Annotated in this window: 12 protein-coding genes and 6 pseudogenes; 7 read left to right on the top strand and 11 right to left on the bottom strand. The window is 71.0% G+C overall.

The genetic code is table 11. The features are described 5' to 3' along the window. Positions 1-339: 339 nt before the first annotated feature. A pseudogene (locus tag RBJ77_RS06465) lies at positions 340-1,844 on the bottom strand (hypothetical protein). A 473-nt stretch (positions 1,845-2,317) separates the two neighbouring features. Between RBJ77_RS06465 and RBJ77_RS06460 the strand changes: the two are divergent. Next, positions 2,318-2,988 (top strand): annotated as a pseudogene (locus RBJ77_RS06460) (bifunctional DNA primase/polymerase). Between the two features lie 306 nt (positions 2,989-3,294). Here RBJ77_RS06460 and ftsY read toward each other — a convergent pair. After that, positions 3,295-4,517, bottom strand: a pseudogene (ftsY, locus tag RBJ77_RS06455) (signal recognition particle-docking protein FtsY). A gap of 200 nt (positions 4,518-4,717) precedes the next feature. Here ftsY and RBJ77_RS06450 point away from each other — a divergent pair. The 4 genes and pseudogenes from RBJ77_RS06450 to RBJ77_RS06435 all read left to right on the top strand — a co-directional run bounded on the left by RBJ77_RS06450 (position 4,718) and on the right by RBJ77_RS06435 (position 7,189). Further along, complete coding sequence (locus RBJ77_RS06450; RefSeq protein WP_372344097.1) at positions 4,718-5,029, top strand: cytosine permease; 312 nt, start codon at positions 4,718-4,720, stop codon at positions 5,027-5,029. Between the two features lie 173 nt (positions 5,030-5,202). Next, entirely contained in the window at positions 5,203-5,634 is a 432-nt protein-coding gene (locus tag RBJ77_RS06445; protein ID WP_372344071.1) for a cytosine permease, read from the top strand. A 100-nt stretch (positions 5,635-5,734) separates the two neighbouring features. Next, positions 5,735-6,196 (top strand): cytosine permease, encoded by a 462-nt coding sequence (locus RBJ77_RS06440; protein ID WP_372344070.1) that lies wholly within the window; start codon positions 5,735-5,737, stop codon positions 6,194-6,196. Between the two features lie 14 nt (positions 6,197-6,210). Continuing rightward, positions 6,211-7,189 (top strand): annotated as a pseudogene (locus RBJ77_RS06435) (LLM class flavin-dependent oxidoreductase). Positions 7,190-7,326: 137 nt separating this feature from the next. On the opposite strand, the gene RBJ77_RS06430 reads toward RBJ77_RS06435, so the two are convergent. From RBJ77_RS06430 to RBJ77_RS06400, 7 genes and pseudogenes are all read right to left on the bottom strand, one after another. Further along, complete coding sequence (locus RBJ77_RS06430) at positions 7,327-7,605, bottom strand: hypothetical protein (RefSeq protein WP_372344096.1); 279 nt, start codon at positions 7,603-7,605, stop codon at positions 7,327-7,329. A 121-nt stretch (positions 7,606-7,726) separates the two neighbouring features. After that, positions 7,727-7,948: pseudogene (locus RBJ77_RS06425) on the bottom strand (MFS transporter); the annotation flags it as partial. 207 nt (positions 7,949-8,155) lie between these two features. After that, entirely contained in the window at positions 8,156-8,560 is a 405-nt protein-coding gene (locus tag RBJ77_RS06420; RefSeq protein WP_372344095.1) for an MFS transporter, read from the bottom strand. Between the two features lie 35 nt (positions 8,561-8,595). Continuing rightward, positions 8,596-8,826, bottom strand: coding sequence for a hypothetical protein (locus RBJ77_RS06415; protein ID WP_372344069.1), 231 nt, complete (start codon positions 8,824-8,826; stop codon positions 8,596-8,598). A 212-nt stretch (positions 8,827-9,038) separates the two neighbouring features. Next, positions 9,039-12,625 (bottom strand): annotated as a pseudogene (gene smc, locus RBJ77_RS06410) (chromosome segregation protein SMC); the annotation flags it as partial. Positions 12,626-12,843: 218 nt separating this feature from the next. Further along, positions 12,844-13,047, bottom strand: coding sequence for a hypothetical protein (locus RBJ77_RS06405; protein WP_018531075.1), 204 nt, complete (start codon positions 13,045-13,047; stop codon positions 12,844-12,846). 381 nt (positions 13,048-13,428) lie between these two features. After that, positions 13,429-13,710: an acylphosphatase gene (locus RBJ77_RS06400; RefSeq protein WP_372344068.1), complete on the bottom strand. Its 282-nt coding sequence runs from the start codon at positions 13,708-13,710 to the stop codon at positions 13,429-13,431. 133 nt (positions 13,711-13,843) lie between these two features. Here RBJ77_RS06400 and RBJ77_RS06395 point away from each other — a divergent pair, with 133 nt between their 5' ends. After that, entirely contained in the window at positions 13,844-14,926 is a 1,083-nt protein-coding gene (locus tag RBJ77_RS06395; RefSeq protein WP_372344067.1) for a CAP domain-containing protein, read from the top strand. 64 nt (positions 14,927-14,990) lie between these two features. After that, entirely contained in the window at positions 14,991-15,395 is a 405-nt protein-coding gene (locus tag RBJ77_RS06390) for a winged helix-turn-helix transcriptional regulator (protein ID WP_372344066.1), read from the top strand. On the opposite strand, the gene mutM is transcribed toward RBJ77_RS06390, so the two are convergent. Beyond that, positions 15,368-16,237, bottom strand: a complete 870-nt coding sequence (mutM, locus tag RBJ77_RS06385) for a bifunctional DNA-formamidopyrimidine glycosylase/DNA-(apurinic or apyrimidinic site) lyase (RefSeq protein ID WP_255972309.1) — start codon at positions 16,235-16,237, stop codon at positions 15,368-15,370. The two genes, RBJ77_RS06390 and mutM, sit on opposite strands and share 28 nt — an antisense overlap. A 173-nt stretch (positions 16,238-16,410) precedes the next feature. Then, positions 16,411-17,205 carry a ribonuclease III gene (gene rnc / locus RBJ77_RS06380; protein ID WP_372344065.1) on the bottom strand — a complete coding sequence of 265 codons (795 nt, stop codon included), beginning with the start codon at positions 17,203-17,205 and terminating at the stop codon, positions 16,411-16,413. Between the last annotated feature and the right edge of the window lie 17 nt (positions 17,206-17,222).

The raw sequence follows: 17,222 nt of genomic DNA, 5'->3' as shown, positions 1-17,222 counted from the left end.
GATGCCATCGGCGTCTCCTCGTCGTTGGTACGGCCCCGTGCGGGCGCAAGCCTGAAGCGGTCATGAGGGGTGGGCCTGTTATGCGCCAGACTTTGGCCCAGCGCGGTTTCCGTGGGCGCCCCTCGATGTTTCGCCGCAGTGACGAAGAGGTCCTGGGTGTTACGCGTCAATGAACTGCCGGATGGCGGGTCCGCCGATCGTTATCGTGGCGGAACTTCCGCGGACGGCGCCGACCGCGGCCGTCCGTCCTCGATGACCTGGCGTGGGGAGCCGAGTCGAGCTGTTTCGGGACGATCGTGGTCGCGGCCGGGGTCGCGGGCGTGATCCCAGGGATCGGGGTCAGACCGCCGCTTCGGCGGCGGTCTCGGGCAGGTGCACGGCGAGCTGCTCGGTCAGCTGGATGACCTCGGCGACGTCCCGAAATCCCGCACGGCGGTGTCGACGGTCTTGCGGACTCGGGTGCGCGACCCGCTCGAGCGCACCTTCCTGGCGATGCCGAGTGCGTCGCCGGCCGGGAGTCGTGGCCTCGCTCCGGCTCCTTCTGGAGCAGGTGCACCGTGGCCATGCCGATGAGGTTCAGCGCGTACGAACGCTGGTGCTCGGCATCCTTCCTCTGGAACGAGCTCGGCGGCGCGCCGCATCAGCGGCTCGGCCATCGACGCGTACGCGCTGCGCCCGGCGGCAGACGTAGGCGAGGTCGCGGAACGAGCGGCCGTTCTCCCCGTGCAGTTCGGCCTCGGAGAAGAAGCGGATCCAGTCGGGATCGGATCGTCCCAGTCGTCCGCGTCGGTGAAGGTCTCCTCGGCCGATCCGCACGGCGCGCCGGCACCTGCCGGGCCGCCCCATGTTCGCGTACGCGCGGGCCTCCATCGCATGCTACGCATGGACTGGGTGCGGGGGCTGGCGCAGTCGCGGCCGCCGTCGCTGGGCGAGGTGGATGAGCTCCAGGGCGTCCTCGGGGCGGCCGAGGTGGATCATCTGGCGGCTCATGCTGCTGAGGACGTACGAGCGAGCGGCTTGTCGCCCGCTTCCTTGGCGGCGTGCAGGGCGAGCACGAAGTACTTCTGGGCGGTGGGCTGCAGGCCGACGTCGTAGCTCGTCCAGCCGGCCAGCTCCGCGAGTTCGGCAGCGACCTTGAACAGGCGCGCGCACGGTGCTCTCGGGCTGGGACTCCTGAGGCGTCAGGCGACCACGTGCAGCTGCCCCACGGCCGCCTAGCGGCGCAGGCCTCCGCCGCACTGGGCGTCCCACTGCCGGAACATGACGGTGGTGGACTCCAGGAGGTCCAGCTCCGGTTTGGACGGCCGGTTGCCGCGGCGCGTGGCCGGCTGCTCGAGGCTCGGGCTTCGCTTCGACGAGCTGCCGCTTTGGCGTCGGCACTCAGCCGGCGCTGCATCGGCTCGATGAGTCGAGCGGCCCGCGGCGAGGCCGCCAGGGAGCTGCCGAGCGAGCCGCGGCGCGCGAGACATCAGGCGTCGCTGCGCGAGAACTCGCCGATCAGCGCCACGGTCTCGCGGTCCGGTCCACGGCAGGTCGACGCCGGACACCGAGGGCGACTGGTGCGCGGCGCGCAGGCCGAGGTCCTCGACGGCGACGACGCAGCCGAACCGCTCGGAGAACAGCTCGCTGAGGATGCGCGGGGATCGGCTCGCGCGGGTTCTCCCGTCCAGCCAGCGCCGCGCCGCGAGCGTCGACGAGATGTGGTTCGCGCCCAACTGTCGTGCCCGGCGGTTCACCTGGCGCGCCAGCTCGCCCTTGGACCAGCCACTGCGCACGAACCACGAGCCGAGCGGTTCGTTCGGGCGCTTCTCAGCGTTCATCACGCTTCCGCCGCTGCCGCCCACTGGAACGCCCCCATCCCTGAAGCCTCTTAGGCGACTCAACGCCAAGTCCTGTGTCGGCCACTCTTGTCAGCAAGCCCTACCAGGAGCGCCGGCGTCAACCACGGCCTCCCGTCCGGCAGTTGTCACTCCTCGAACAGGAAACCGACTTGCCTGCGGCATGCCCACACGGGTGCACTCACCCTCAGGGTTCGATGCGCTGAAAGTAATCCTACGATCACCCCTCCGGCGAGGGCGAGCCCGGAAACGCCACCTCATTCGCCACCCCTTCGAATGAACTCAGCGGCGGCCACACGCGATTCACTTGACATGGACAACTGGAACTGCGAACGGTGTGCGCCGGGAGCGCGTGGCACGGGGCGCACCACCCTCGAGCACGTCGCGGCGCCGTCACGATACCAGGCGGCGTGCGCAATCCGGGTCACGATCGATTCCGTCACGTAACCACCGACGCGCAGGACCCGCCGGAGGTGCGCATGGGCTTCACGATCGGCGGCACTCGCGAGATGCGCGCTCCGGCTCACGTCGCCGCGGCCGCACGTCCGGCCGCGCTTCGGACTGCACCACGGTGGCGGAGTTCACCGGACTGTGGGGCTGGGACGTGGTGCCGGGCGCGCGTGCCGCGGCGGCGCGTGCTCCTGCGGCAAGGCGGACTGCCCGGCACCGGGCGCGCGCCCGCTCGACCCGGCGGCGGTGGTGCCGGCGGGCGCCACGCTCGACGAGGTGACCGAGTCCTGCGGGACGGTTCCCTCGGCGCCGCGGTGCTGCTCGTGGGCCGCGCCTTCGACATCGCCCGACGTCGAGCCGGCCGATGGCCGCCGCGCCCTGACCCGCCTGGAGCGCATGGGGCCGCCGCTGGGCCCGGTCGTCGCCACGAGGGCCGCGCGCACTGCTTCGTCGCGCGGCGCGGCCGCCGAGCTCCCCGCCCTGCTCTACCGCATGGGCTGGGACGACGCGTCCCTCGACCTGCACGCGCGCTGGGCGCCGGCGCGTACGTATCACGGCCCCGCCCTCGGACCGCGCGGGCCTAGGCCCCACGTCCTGGCTGCGCGCCCGTCCCTGGACACCGCAGCACAACTCACCCCAGAGCACGCCTGCTCCACTCGGCACCCTGGCCTACGTGGCCCACAGGTCCCCCTGCACGTAAAAACAGCGCCCCTGAAAGGGGCGCGAACTGCGCGACCAGCCACACACGGGCCCCGAAAGAGGACGCGCGCAACTCCACGACCGGCGACACACAGAGCCCTGAAAGGGGCGCGCCGAACTCACACGCCCAGCCACACACGGGCCTGAGGGGCGCGGGAACTGCGCGACCAGCCGCAACGGCCCCGCAGTCCACACACACAGAACACCCCACGACGCGAGATCCACACACGGCGCACGCACCACATCGGGCACGCGCCCCAGCACACACCCATCACGGGCACACGATCGGACCCCGCAAGCGGAGCGCCTACTCCCCGATCAACGCATCCACGAGCGCACTCAGGCTCGAACGGCGCCAGATCGTCCGCCCCTCGCCGAGACCCACGCTTCACCGGCGCGCCCAGCTCCCGCTGCACGGCCACGACGATGCCGCCCTTGGCCAGCGCCGTCCAGCTTGGTCAGCACGATGCCGGTGATGTCGACGACCTCGGCGAACACCCGGGCCTGCACGAGCCCGTTCTGCCCGGTCGTCGCGTCGAGCACCAGCAGCACCTCGTCGAGCGGGGCGTGCTTCTCGACGACGCGCTTGACCTTGCCGAGCTCGTCCATCAGACCGGTCTTGGTGTGCAGACGCCCGGCGGTGTCGATGAGCACGACGTCCGCGCCCGCCTCGATGCCCTCCTTGACGGCGTCGAAGGCGATGGACGCCGGGTCGCCGCCTCGGGGCCGCGCACGGTGCGGGCGCCGACGCGCTCGCCCCAGGTCTGCAGCTGGTCGGCGGCGGCGGCCCGGAAGGTGTCCGCGGCGCCCAGCACGACGTTCTGCCGTCGGCGACCAGGACGCGGGCGAGCTTGCCGGTGGTGGTGGTCTTGCCGTGCCGTTGACCCCGACGACCATCACGATGCCCGGCGTGTCCAGGTTCGAGTCCGTCTTCACGGAGCGGTCGAACCCGGGCACGAGCAGCTTGAGCAGCTCCTCGCGGAGCAGGCCGCGCAGTTCGTCCGGCGTGCGGGTGCCGAGCACCTTCACGCGCTCGCGCAGGTTCTCGACCAGCTCCGTGGTGGGCTGCACACCGACGTCGGCGGTGAGCAGGGTGTCCTCGATCTCCTCCCAGGTGTCCTCGTCGAGGTGCTCGCGCGACAGGAGCGTCAGCGGCCCCTTGCCGAGCGCGTTCTGCGAGCGGGACAGCCGGGCGCGCAGCCGCACCAGGCGGCCCGCGGTCGGCTCCGGCACCTCGATCTCGGGTGCGGCCGGAGCCGTCGGAGCTTCTTCGACGACCTCCTCGGTGGCCGGCTCGGCAGCCGGGAGGTCGACCTCCTCGATCGTGCGCGGCGCGCCTCGTCGCGCGGTGTCTCGGCCTCGTCGCCGACGTGCGGCTCGGCCGGCGGAGCGGCGGTGATGTCGGGCGCCGAGCGGCGGGGGCAGCTGCTTCTTCCTGCGACTGCCGACCACGACGCCCGCCGAGCGCGCCGATCACGACCACGGCGATGACCATACAGCAAGGATGACGATGTCGCATAACCCGTCCAGTATCAGCCATGGGGCCTGCGCGAGGCCGTTCTGGTTGCTTCCTCCAAAGAACATACGGAACCGGAGGGACGACTCGGACTAAAGTACGATGGAAGAGGCCGCGTCAACGCGCGTAGAGTCCATCGCGATCACCCTCCCCGTGGTCATCCCCGCCCCACCCCACAGAGGCACGGAACCCCACCGCATGAGCAAGACCGCGAATCCGAAGGCGCCCTGAGACGCGCGGCATCGAGCCCGTCCCCGATTCCGAGCGCACCGCCCAGACCCGCGAGCTCTTCCCTACGTGGGTCGCGGCCAACATCAGCGTGCTGCTGCTCACGATGGGCGCGAGCCTCGTCGTGGCGTACAAGCTCAACTTCTGGCAGGCCCTCGTCGTCGCGATCGCGGCGCCGATCGTGCCGTACGGCCTCGTCGGTCTCATCGGCATCGCGGGCAAGCGCGGCGGCGCCCCGGCATGGCCCTGTCCCGCGCGGTCTTCGGGCAGCGCGGCAACCCGCCGCCCGGCTCGCTGATCTGGGTGGCCCGCTGGCTGGGAGACGATCAACGCGGTGACGGGCGCGTACGCCGTGCTCACCGTCCTGGACATCCTGTTCGACATCAGCAGAACGACTCCTGGTGATCGTCACGCTGCTGTGCTTCGTGGTCGCCACGTTCGCGATCTCGGGCCTCGGCATCAACGCCGTGCATGAAGTGCAACAAGTACGCGACGTACCTCTTCGGTATCTTCTCGGTCCTGGTCCCGGTGTGCCTGATCATCGACACCGACTGGTCCGAGGTCTTCGGGCGGCCCGCCGGCTCGACGTCGCTGATGGTCGCGGGCATCGGCATGATCGCCGCGGGCGGCGTCAGCTGGATCCCGTCCTCCCCCGACTTCACGCGCTACCTGCCGCGCACGGCCTCGTCGAGGGCGATCGTCGGGAACTCGATCGGCGGCGCCGGAATCGTCGTGCTGCCGATGCGTCCTGATGGGTGCCGTCATGGCGGTCTCCGTGCCGGACCTGGCGAACGCCCCGACCCGGTCTCCTTCCTCGGCGAGATCCTGCCGATGTGGATCGCGGTGCCGTACCTGTTGATCGCCCTGGTCGGCATGCTGCTGATCAACGCGATGTCGATGTGACTCGGCCGGCTTCACCGCCAGACGCTCGGCTTCAAGGTCCCGCGCCACTGGGCCGTGTCCATCAACGCGCTGATCTCGCTGGTCTTCGGCGCCACTCCTGATGCTCGTCGCGACCAGCCCGCATGGGTCGTCCATCGCGTTCCTCTCGCTGCTCGCGGTCGTGCCTTCTCCGCGTGGGCCGGCGTCTTCGGTGCGGACATGTACCAAGCGCAGGCACTATCTGACGGCGCCGCCCCGATCGACACGACTCCGCACCAGCGCCTACTGGTACAAGGGCGGCTTCTCCCCCGCGGCGGTGATCGCGTGGGCGGTCGGCCTGGTGAGCGGGCTGCGCTTCACGTCCTCCGACCGACCTACGGACCGCTCGCCTCGAACAACTTCATCGCGAGCACGGCCTCGGCTGGGTCGTCACGATCGTCGCCTCAGGACTGCTCTACCTGGCCCTGCCGAAAGCCAGCGGACACCACGACGGCGCACGGACGATTGGTCTGGCCGAGGAGTCCGCGGCCCTGGCTGTCTGACGCTCCGTCGCTACCGTCCCGCTTCACCCGAGTCCGTGTGAAGGGGACTCGTCGCATGCCCGTGTCCGCCGCACGGTTCAACCTGGTCGACCCCGCCGGTGCGCCGAGCCGCTGAGCTGCCTTCCCGCCACAAGCGCGGTGCACGTGGAGATGGCGGCGTACGCCGACGACCGGGAGCATCGACACCGTCCAGACCGAGGAGCACCACGGGGTCGCCAGCAACTGCGCGTGCCCTCGCCCTTCACCTTCGCGGCGCGCGGTCTTCGGCGCCACCCGCCGCATCGCGAGTCACGGTCTCGGCGATCATCGGCCCGCTGCACGATCCAGCTGCGGCTCGCCGAGGACATCGCCGTACCGGACCCGGCGAGCGGCGGACGCCTGAGACGGTCGCCGACCGGCTACCGGCGCGGAGGACGCGCAGATCGACGTGGAGTGGAAGCGGCGCGGCGAGGCTCCAGGACGAGCTGCTCGAGACGCTGCTGACGGCGTGGACCGGCGAGGAGTTCACGTTCCGGGGGCGTGCCGGGTCCGCGTCACCCCGCGCCCGTTCACCGTAGCCCGTCCGCTCCTGCTGGTCGGCGGCTCCTCGCAGGCGGCGCGCGCCGGGCGGCCCGGCTCGGCCTCCTTCTTCCCGAGCGCGCACCTGCCGGACAGCTGAGACGTACTACAAGGAGCGCCTGGTCGAGTACGGGACCGAGTGGCTGGACCATGATAGCGGCGAGACGACCCCGCTCCTGCACCTCTCCGAGGACGCGACCGCACCTGGGCCGAGCACGGCGCGCACTCTCCTGCACGAGGCGCGGACCTACGCGTCGCGCAGTCGCAGGACATCAAGTCGGCGGTGCGCTCGGGCGCCACGACGGTCGAGGAGCTGCGCGCCGAGGGCGTGTACCGGATCGTCACGCCCGACGGTGCCTGGCGCAGGGCCTCGACAACTACGTCACTGCATCCACTGAGCGGCGGCATGCCTCGACGAGGGCTGGCGCAGCCTCGGGCTGTACTGCGAGAGCGTGCTGCCGCGGCTCAAGGACTGAGCAGGGATCCTCGACGCCGCACGGATACCGGGGACCGCGCCTCGAATTCGCCGTCGGGACGCGTGGCCGGGAATCGACCTCGCGACATGACGACGCCGCCCTCCGGTCCGCGCGAGGCGGGTGAGAGGGCGGCGACGTCAACGGGGGGCCGGCAGCGGGGACTTGACCCGTCCCCCGGGTCTCGCGGGAGGAGCGGGGGTCAGCCCATCTCCTCCAGTGCCTTGCCCTTGGTCTCCTTGACGAGCTTGAGCACGAAGGGGATGGAGAGCGCGGCGAAGATCGTGCAGATGACGTACGTCGCGGAGAGGTTCCAGCTCGGACAGCGACGGGAAGCTCGCGGTGATCGCCCAGTTGGCGAGCCACTGGGCCGAGGCGGCCACGCCGAGCGCCGCGGCGCGGATGTTGGTCGGGAACATCTCGCCGAGGAAGACCCAGACGACGACGCCCCACGACATCGCGAAGAAGAAGACGAAGAGCGTGCGCCGCGATCAGGGCGACCCTAGCGCCCTGCGTGCTCGGCAGCTTGCCGTCGACGAGGTCGTAGCTGAACGCCCAGGCCTCGAGGGCGAGCCCGATCACCATGCCGACGGAGCCGACGAGGGCCAGGGGCCTGCGGCCGATCCGGTCGACGAAGATCATCGCGACGACGGTACCGATGATGTTGATGATCGACGTCGTGAACGAGTAGAAGAACGAGTCGGTCGGGTCGACGCCAACGGACCGCCACAGCGTCGAGGAGTAGTAGAACGCGACGTTGATACCGACGAACTGCTGGAAGACCGACAGGCCGATACCGACCCAGACGATCGGCTTGAAGAAGCAGCTGCGCCGAGCAGGTCCTCGAAGGTGGACTTGTGCTCGCTGCGCATGGCCGTGTGGATCTCGGCGACCCGGCGTCGAGGTCGACCTCCTTGCCCTCGACCTCCTCCAGGACTTCTTGGCCTCTCTCCTCCTTGCCGGCGGAGATCAGGTAGCGCGGGGACTCGGGGATCGCGAGGACAGCAGGCCGTAGAGGACGGCCGGGATGACCATGACGCCGAGCATGACTGCCAGGCCTCCAGGCCCATCAGCTCGCCGCGCTGGTCGCCGCCCGCGAGCGTTCAGCAGGCCCCAGTTGACGAGCTGCGAGATCGCGATGCCGATGACGATCGCGGCCTGCTGGAAGGAGCCAAGACGGCCCGGTACGCGGCGGGCGACCTCGGCGATATAGGCCGGGCCGATCACGGACGCCATGCCGATGGCGAAGCCGCCGATGATCCGCCAGAACGCGAGGTCCCACAGTGCGAACGGCAGCGCGGAACGACGGCGCTGACGGTGAAGAGACCGCCGCGATCTGCATGCAGCGCGGATCCGGCCGATGCGGTCGGCGATCCGGCCTGCGGTCGCCGCGCCGATCGCACAGCCGATCAGCGCGATGGCGATGACCTGGCGAGCGCGGCGGAGCCGACGCGTCGCTGGCGGTCGCGGATGGCCTCGACCGCGCCGTTGATGACGGCGCTGTCGTAGCCGAAGAGGAAGCCGCCCATGGCGGCCGCGGCCGCGATGAAGGCGACGTGGCCGAGGTGGTCGGGCTGGGCGTGCCCGGGCGCCCGGCTGCGTGCAGCGCAGTGCTGGTCGACGTGTGCTCCTCGGGCCACCGGCCTCGCTCGCCGTGGGGCGAGCCCTTCGGTTGCGCTCCAGTGGCGCACAAGCTCGCGCCGCCCACCACCTGAAGGTAAAAGCAACGTCGCAGAGACTATGCCTTCAGCTTTCGAAGTCAACAGGTGGTGTCGTGACTTTTCGGCATGGAAGTAGCACAGCTTGAGCTCAAGACTTGAGACATGACTCGGCGCCAACCCGCAGCAGCTGACCGCGGCCGCTGGCTGATCACCTTCGACACCCCGTCGCCCTGCATGGAGACGCCGTACAACGCGTCGGCGACCTCCATCGTGCGCTTCTGGTGCGTGATCACGATCAGCTGCGAGGCTCCTGCAGCTCCTGCATGATGCGGATGAGCCGCTGCAGGTTGGTGTCGTCGAGGGCGGCCTCGACCTCGTCCATCACGTAGAACGGGCTGGGCCGCGCCTTGAAGATGGAGACCAGCAACGCCACGGCGGTCAGCGACCGCTCACCGCCGGAGAGCAGGCTCAGACGCTTGACCTTCTTGCCCGGCGGACGGGCCTCGACGTCCACGCCCGTGGTGAGCATGTTGTCGGGATCGGTCAGGATCAGCCGGCCGTCGCCGCCCGGGAAGAGCCGGCCGAAGACGCCCTCGAACTCCCGGGCCGTGTCCCGGTAGGCCTCGGTGAAGACCTGCTCCACACGCTCGTCGACCTCCTTCACGACCTGAAGGAGGTCGGCCCGGGTCTTCTTGAGGTCCTCCAGTTGCTCACTGAGGAACTTGTGGCGCTCTTCCAGCGCCGCGAACTCCTCCAGGGCCAGCGGATTGACCTTCCCGAGCTGCTGGTACGCCCGTTCGGCTGACTTGAGCCGCTTCTCCTGCTCCGCCCGGACGAACGGCCGCGGCTTGTTCCGCGGGTGCTCCGGGTCCTCCGGCAGCTCCTCCCCCTCGGCGGGGAGCGAGGGCGGCACGAGCTGTCCGGGACCGTAGTCCGCGACGAGCCCGGCCGGTTCGACACCCAGTTCCTCCAGCGCCTTGGTCTCCAGCTGCTCGATCCGCAGCCGCTTCTCGGCGCCGAGTACCTCGCCGCGGTGGACCGAATCCGTCAGCTTGTCGAGTTCCGCCTTGAGATCACGGCCCCGGGTCCGCTCGGCGACGAGCTCCTGCTCCCGCGCGGCCTTGGCCCGCTCGGCGAGGGTCCGCTCCGCGTCGGCCCGCGCGATGGACACCTCCACGTGCCCGAGCAGCTGCCGGGCGCCGGACGCGACGGCCTCGGCGACGGTGGCCTCGTGCTTCAGGCGGGCCCGCTGCCGCTCGGCACGCGCGCGTGCCTCGCGTTCGGCGCGGGCGGCCCGGTCGAGGGAGTCGGCCCGGCCCGCGAGCCCCTTGACCCGCTCCTCGTGCGTACGGGCCTGGAGCCGCGCCTCCATCTCCGTCTGCCGCGCGTTGGCACCGTCGGCGGAGAGCCGGTCCCGCACGGACGTGTCGGGTTCCTCGTCCCCGCCTTCCCCGAAGGGGGCCTGCTCCTCCGCGACGGCGAGCCGCTCGGCCAGCTCCTCGGCGTCCATCGCGGCCTTCTCCAGGGCGTCCTGCGCCTTGGCCGCGGCGGCGGCGCTGCGTTCGGCCTCCCCCGCAGCTCCCCGCGCCTGCCCGGCGAGCCGGCCCAGCTGCTGGGCCCGCCCGGACCGCTCCCGCTCTATGGCCCGCTGCCGCTGCCCCAACTCCTCGACGAGCGCGGCACACTCCGTGCGCCGCTCCCCCGCGGCGCGCTGCGCCCCGGCCAGCTCCTCGCACTGGGCCGCGAGCTGCTCCAGCTCGGCGGCGGCCTCGTCGACGGACGCCTGCACCTCGAGGAGGCTGGGCGCCCCGGCCGAGCCGCCCTGCGCGAAGTGCGCCCCGAGCAGGTCCCCTTCGGCGGTCACGGCGGTCAGCTCCGGCCGCGCGTAGACCAGGTCCTCGGCGTCCTCCAGGGTCCCCACGACCACGATGCCGCGCAGCAGCCGTCGCACGGCGGGCATCAACTCGGCCGGTCCGCGGACCAGTTCGGCGGCGTACGGGGGGCTGCTCGGTCCCTCGCTCCCCGAGGCGGCGTCGGGGGCATTTGTGGCGTCGGCCGCGTCGCCCGCGAGGAGCAGCGCGGCCCGCCCCCCGTCCTGCTTGCGCAGCAGGCGAATCGCTTCGGCGGCGGAGGCGGGCGAGGCCACGGCGATCGCGTCGGCCCCGGCACCGAAGGCCGCGGCCACCGGCACCTCGAACCCCGGCGCCACGGTCAGCAGCTCCGCGGCCGGCCCGAGCAGTCCGGTCAGCCGGTCCTTCGCGCCGAGCAGTGCCCCGGTGCCGTCCTTGCGGCGCAGCCCGAGGGCCAGCGCCTCGCGGCGGGCGGCGACGGCGGCCCGCTTGCGCTCGGCGGAGGTCGCGGCCTCGCGGGCGGCGGACGCTGCGGCCTCGGCGCCGGCGAGGGCCGACTTGGCGTCCTCCAGCTGCCGCACGAGCTCCTCGTCACCGGCGTCGAGGCCGTCGACCTCGGCCTTCAGCTCCTCGTACTCCTCCTGCGCGGCGACGGCCCGCTGCTGTGCCTCGTCCCGGGCGGCGGCCAGCCGGTCGATCTCGGCCTGTGCGGACGCGGCCCTGCTGCGGGCCGCGTTGACCTGGCCCTGGAGCCGGGCGAGACCCTCGCGGCGGTCGGCGATGGCGCGGGCGACGTCCTTGAGCCGGCGCTCCTCGACCGCCAGCTCCCGTTCCAGCTCGGCCCGGTGGGAGACCGTCTCCTCCAGCGCGGTCTGCGCCGCTTCGAGGGCGGCTGCCAGTTCGGCCTCCTGCTCGCGCACCCGGGCGGCCTCGCGCTCCAGGTCCTCGGGGTCGCGGCCGCGCCGCTCCTCGGTGGGCGCGGAGGTGGCGCTCTTCACCCGGGCGTCGGCCAGCGAGACGGTGCCGCGCACCCGCTCGGCGAGCTGCGACAGCTCGTACCAGGTCTGCTGCGCCCGCTGCAGCCGCGGCGTCAGCCGGCGCACCTCGTCCTCCAGGTGCCCCTCCTTCTGGAGGGCCTTCTTCAGCTCTTCCTCGGCGGTCTCCTTGCGCCGCTTCAGCTCGGCCTCGTCGGCGACCTCGGCGCTGAGCGCCTCCCGCAGCCGTACGAGATCGTCGGCGAGGAGCCGCAGCCGGGTGTCCCGCAGATCCGCCTGGATGACGGCGGCCCGCCGCGCGACGGCGGCCTGCCTGCCCAACGGCTTCAGCTGCCGCCGCAGTTCGTCGGTCAGGTCCTGCACGCGGGCCAGATTGGCCTGCATCGCGTCCAGCTTCCGCAGCGCCTTCTCCTTGCGCTTGCGGTGCTTGAGGACGCCGGCGGCCTCCTCGATGAAGGCGCGGCGGCCCATGGGGTCGGCGTGCAGCACGGAGTCGAGCTGGCCCTGGCCGACGATGACGTGCATCTCGCGACCGATGCCGGAGTCGGAGAGCAGGTCCTGGATGTCGAGCAGCCGGCAGGTGTCGCCGTTGATCTGGTACTCGCTGCCGCCGTTGCGGAACATGATCCGCGTGATGGTGACCTCGGCGTACTCGATGGGGAGCGCCCCGTCGGAGTTGTCGATGGTCAGCGACACCTCGGCGCGGCCGAGCGGCGGGCGCCCGGTGGTGCCCGCGAAGATGACGTCCTCCATCTTGCCGCCACGCAGCGACTTGGCGCCCTGCTCGCCCATGACCCAGCTCAGGGCGTCCACGACATTGGACTTGCCCGAACCGTTGGGACCCACGACGCAGGTGATGCCCGGCTCGAAGCGCAGCGTGGTGGCCGAGGCGAACGATTTGAACCCGCGCAGGGTCAGAGCCTTGAGGTGCACGCCGTCGGACTCTACCGGGCGCCCCTGTCTCACTCCATGAACCCACGGTTTCACCGATGAAGGTGCAGGGCACATCAGACGTTAAGAAAGCGCTTCGGTGCGCGGGGGGTCGGGTCCGGAGCAGGCAAGAAAAGAAAGAAGGGACGCCGAAGCGTCCCTTGCATATCTCTGTCAAGCGGCTGTCACGGCAGCCCGACCACGTACGTCTTTGGATGTGGTCAGGTGAGCGCAGGCTCCGCCTGGGGTACGTCGATGCTCTCCAGGAGCGAATCGTGAGAAGCGGCAGCCGCGAGCGCGTCGTTCTCGGCCTGGATCCGGCCGAGCTCGGATTCAAGATCCTGGACGCGCTGCTGGAGCCGTCGCATCTCGGCGAGGAGTCGCGGGTCGCTGCCGCCGACGTAACCGAGAAGCGCCTTTGCCATGATGGATGGTCCTCCACACTGAGTGACCGACCGAAGCGGTGTGGGTCGTGAGGGAATCGCACCCGCGGTGCTTGGCACTTCTTGTCTTGCTGCCGTTCTTACATGCCAAACAGCTAAGGTGCGCGGGGATTCCAGAGTCTCACCAAAAAGTTTGACGGTCAACACGATCACGCCCCGTATTGGCGGGCAACCCGGGGGCTCGGCGCCGGGAAACATCCGGCGCGGCCTGACGCTCGGGGCCCGGGGGGCGTGGAGATCATCCGTCTTTCGGGAGCCTGCCACGAGTCCCCCTTCTTGGCAACCACCAGGGCGTTTCTGCCCGGAGCAGTTGCCTGCGGCATCTCTTTCCGGGGTGCGTGCGCCGCCGCCTGGGCCGACGTGTCAGCGGATGGCAAATCCGTCGTAGCCGCCACGGGGCGTGTCCCAGATCTCAGTCACACCGTCGACGCGGCCGGGTGTGTCGTCGCCGTGGAGCCAGTCGAGCAGTTGCTGGCATCCCTCGCGCGGCCCCTCGGCGACCACTTGCACACGGCCGTCCTCCAAATTGAGAGCAAAGCCACTCAGGCCACCGATCTCCAGAGCACGTGCACGGGTGAACCACCGAAAACCCACACGTTGGACGCGTCCTCGCACCCAGGCGACGAGCCGCACTTCTTCGTTCATGGGTGCACGCTAACCGGCCAATTGCACTCGGAGCACTTCGTCCCCTTGCGTCTTGGGGTACCGTCGCGGACCGATGAGCCTCACTCGTACGGGTGAGTCACATTGACGACCGCGAGGATGAGGAAGGCCAGACATGGGACGCCACCGACGCTCCGCCGCCGGACGCGCCGCCACGGGCCGCGCCGAGGGGACCCCGGACAGTTACGCCGAGGGCACGTACACCGAAGGATATGGCCAGGCGTACGACGCCGATCACGCAGGGTCGTACACCGGTGGGCGCTCCGACGCGCACCCCCTTTACTCCCCCTACTCCGCCTACTCGGCCCACGACGAGACCGTGACCGCCGTGTACGGCTCCATCTCCTCGGCCGGCGGGTCGGGGGACGAGCCGCACGGGCGCTCCTCCCACCGGCGCAAGAAGCGCGGCGGCGTGCCCGTGCGCACCGGGCTGCTCGGCGTCTCCGCCGCCGTCGCCATGGGCGCGGTGGCCGTCGCGTCGGGTCTGATCCCGGGCGCCGACAACTACAAGCTCGGCGGCGACCACGGCAACAAGGTGCAGGCCGCCGACTCGCCCACCGTCGAGGCGCAGGGCGGCACGGACGGCTCGGTCGAGGACCGCGCCCCGTCGGCCGCGAGCCGGAACACCGAGCGCGCCACGCCGTCGGCGTCCCCGTCGAAGTCCGCGCCGGCCAAGCCGTCCGCGGAGCCCTCGAAGAAGCCGGCGCCGTCCAGGACCTCCGCCGCCGGGGGCGGGACGACGACGAAGAGCGCGAGCCCGTCCACGAAGGCGCCCGAGAGGACGAAGGCGCCCACCTCCGCCGCGCCCGCGACGTCGTCAGAGAGCGCGGCCGCGGCCCAGGTGCTGTCCCTCGTCAACCAGGAGCGCGCCAAGGTCGGCTGCTCCCCGGTCACCGCGGACGGCGGTCTCGCCGCTCTGGCCACGGCGTTCAGCGAGGACATGGCCGCCCGGAACTTCTTCGACCACACGGACCCGGACGGCGCGACGCCGTGGGACCGGGCCAAGAAGGCCGGGATCACCGACCTCGGCGGCGAGAACATCGCCCGCGGCCAGGCCAACGCCCAGTCCGTCATGGACGCCTGGATGAACAGCCCCGGCCACAAGGCGAACATCCTCAACTGCGACTACAAGACCCTGGGCGTCGGCGTGCACTTCGGCTCCGGCGGTCCGTGGTGGACGCAGGACTTCGGCTTCTAGTCGAGCACTAACCCCTGGTTAGCGCCCTCCGGGGGTTCGCGCTGCGCGGGAGTATGCTCGGCATATGACCACGACCGGGACCGACAGCGCCGTCGCCGCCGACCTTCCGTACGACGTGTTCTCCAAGGCCTGTCCGTCCCGCGGCACCCTGGAGCACGTCACCGGACGCTGGGGCGCGCTCACGCTCGGGGCGCTGCACGAGGGCTCGCTCCGCTTCAACGAGCTGCGCCGCCGGGTCGACGGCGTGAGCGAGAAGATGCTGTCCCAGACGCTGCACGCGCTGGAGCGCGACGGCCTGGTGCACCGCGAGGCGCAGCCGACGAACCCGCCGCGCGTGGACTACGAACTGACGCCGCTCGGCCGGGACGTGGCCGAGCGCCTCCTCGCCCTCATCCACTTCGTGGAAGGGCGGATGGACGACGTGCTGGTGGCGCGCGGCCGCTACGACGAGACGCGCGGAACCCGCTGACAGCGCGGGCAGTAGTAGCTCGACCGGTTCATCCAGGGGCGCCGCCGCATCGGTGTGGCACACCGGCGGCAGGGCTCGCCCTCCCGCCCGTACGCGTCGAGCGACCGGTCGAAGTACCCGGACTCCCCGTTCACGTTGACGTAGAGCGCGTCGAAGCTCGTCCCGCCGACCGCGAGCGCCGCGTTCATCACGTCGCGCACGTGGCCCAGGAGTTCGGCGGTGCGCGGGCGGGTGAGGGTCGCGGTGGGCCGCTCGTAGTGCAGCTTCGCGCGCCACAGTGCCTCGTCGGCGTAGATGTTGCCGACGCCGCTGATGAGGGACTGGTCGAGCAGGGCGCGCTTGATGGTGGTGCGCTTGCCGCGCAGGGCCGTGTGGAAGGCCGCGTCGTCGAAGAGCGGATCGAGCGGGTCGCGCGCGATGTGCGCGATGACGTCCGGCAGACCGTCCGCACTGTTCTCCGCGGTCTCGTGCAGCGAGAGCCCGCCGAAGGTGCGCTGGTCCACGAAGCGGAGCTCCGTGCCGAGGTCGTCCGCGAACCGGACGCGGATGCGCAGGTGCTTCTCGTCCGGGGCGTCGTGCGGCTGGACCAGCAGCTGGCCACTCATGCCCAGGTGCGCGAGGACGGACACGTGCGTCGTCTCGAGCGGCAGCCACAGGTACTTGCCGCGACGGCTCGGCTCGCCGATCCGCTGCCCCTTGAGGCGGTACGCGAAGTCCTCGCCACCCGCGATGTGCCGGCGCACGGCCCGTGGGTGCAGCACTTCGGCGTCGGCGACGGTCCGGTGGGCCACCCACCGCGCGAGCCCGCGCCGTACGACCTCGACTTCGGGCAGCTCGGGCACGGGGTTCCTCCGGACAAGGGGCTGATGACAGCGGTGCAGCGACCCTATCGCGCCCCGGAGGGGCGCGGGGAACCGCGCGAGAAGCCCCCTGGCCCGGCAGCCGACGACCGACGAAAAGCCGCCCGTTCCCATCGGCGAACCGATGGGAACGGGCGGCTGAGGAAGCGGAGCGCTTACGCGCCGGAGGCGGTGTCGGCGGCCGCCCCTTCAGAGGCCGCGGCCTCTTCGGACGCGGCAGCCTTGGCGCGCTCGTCCGCGGCGGCGCGAATCGCACGCCACGCGGACTCGGCGGCCTGCTGCTCCGCTTCCTTCTTGCTGCGGCCGGTGCCGGTGCCGTACGAGACGCCTCCGACGCGGGCGGCAGCAGTGAAGGTCTTCTCGTGGTCCGGGCCGGTCTCGGAGACCAGGTACTCGGGAACGCCGAGCCCCTCGGTCGCCGTGAGCTCCTGGAGACTGGTCTTCCAGTCCAGGCCGGCACCCAGATTCGAGGACTTCTCGATCAACGGGTCGAAGAGACGGTGGACGAGTTCGCCCGCCGCTTCCAGACCCTGGTCCAGATACACAGCGCCGATCACCGCTTCGAGGGTGTCGGCGAGGATGGACGCCTTGTCCCGGCCGCCCGTGCCCTCTTCACCACGGCCGAGCCGGATGAAGGAACCCAGGTCGAGCCCCCGGCTGACCTCCGCAAGCGCACGCGAATTGACCACCGCGGCCCGCAGCTTGGCCAGCTGGCCTTCAGGCAGGTCGGGGTGGGTGCGATACAGGGTGTCGGTGACCACGAGGCCGAGCACGGAGTCCCCGAGGAACTCGAGGCGCTCGTTCGTGGGCAGACCACCGTTCTCGTACGCGTACGAACGATGCGTCAGCGCACGCACCAGAAGGGCGGACTCGAGTTGATACCCGAGCCGCCCTTCCAGAAGCGTGTGGGACGAGGCTGTGGTGTCCGCCTTTTTCTTGGCGTCAGACATAGAGCCTCTCACCAGCC

The sequence above is a fragment of the Streptomyces sp. KL116D genome (genome assembly GCF_030766975.1).
Classification (GTDB): Bacteria; Actinomycetota; Actinomycetes; order Streptomycetales; family Streptomycetaceae; genus Streptomyces; species Streptomyces longispororuber_A.
Note: the sequence above shows the minus strand (reverse complement) of the source record. Positions and strands in the feature narration are given on the sequence as shown.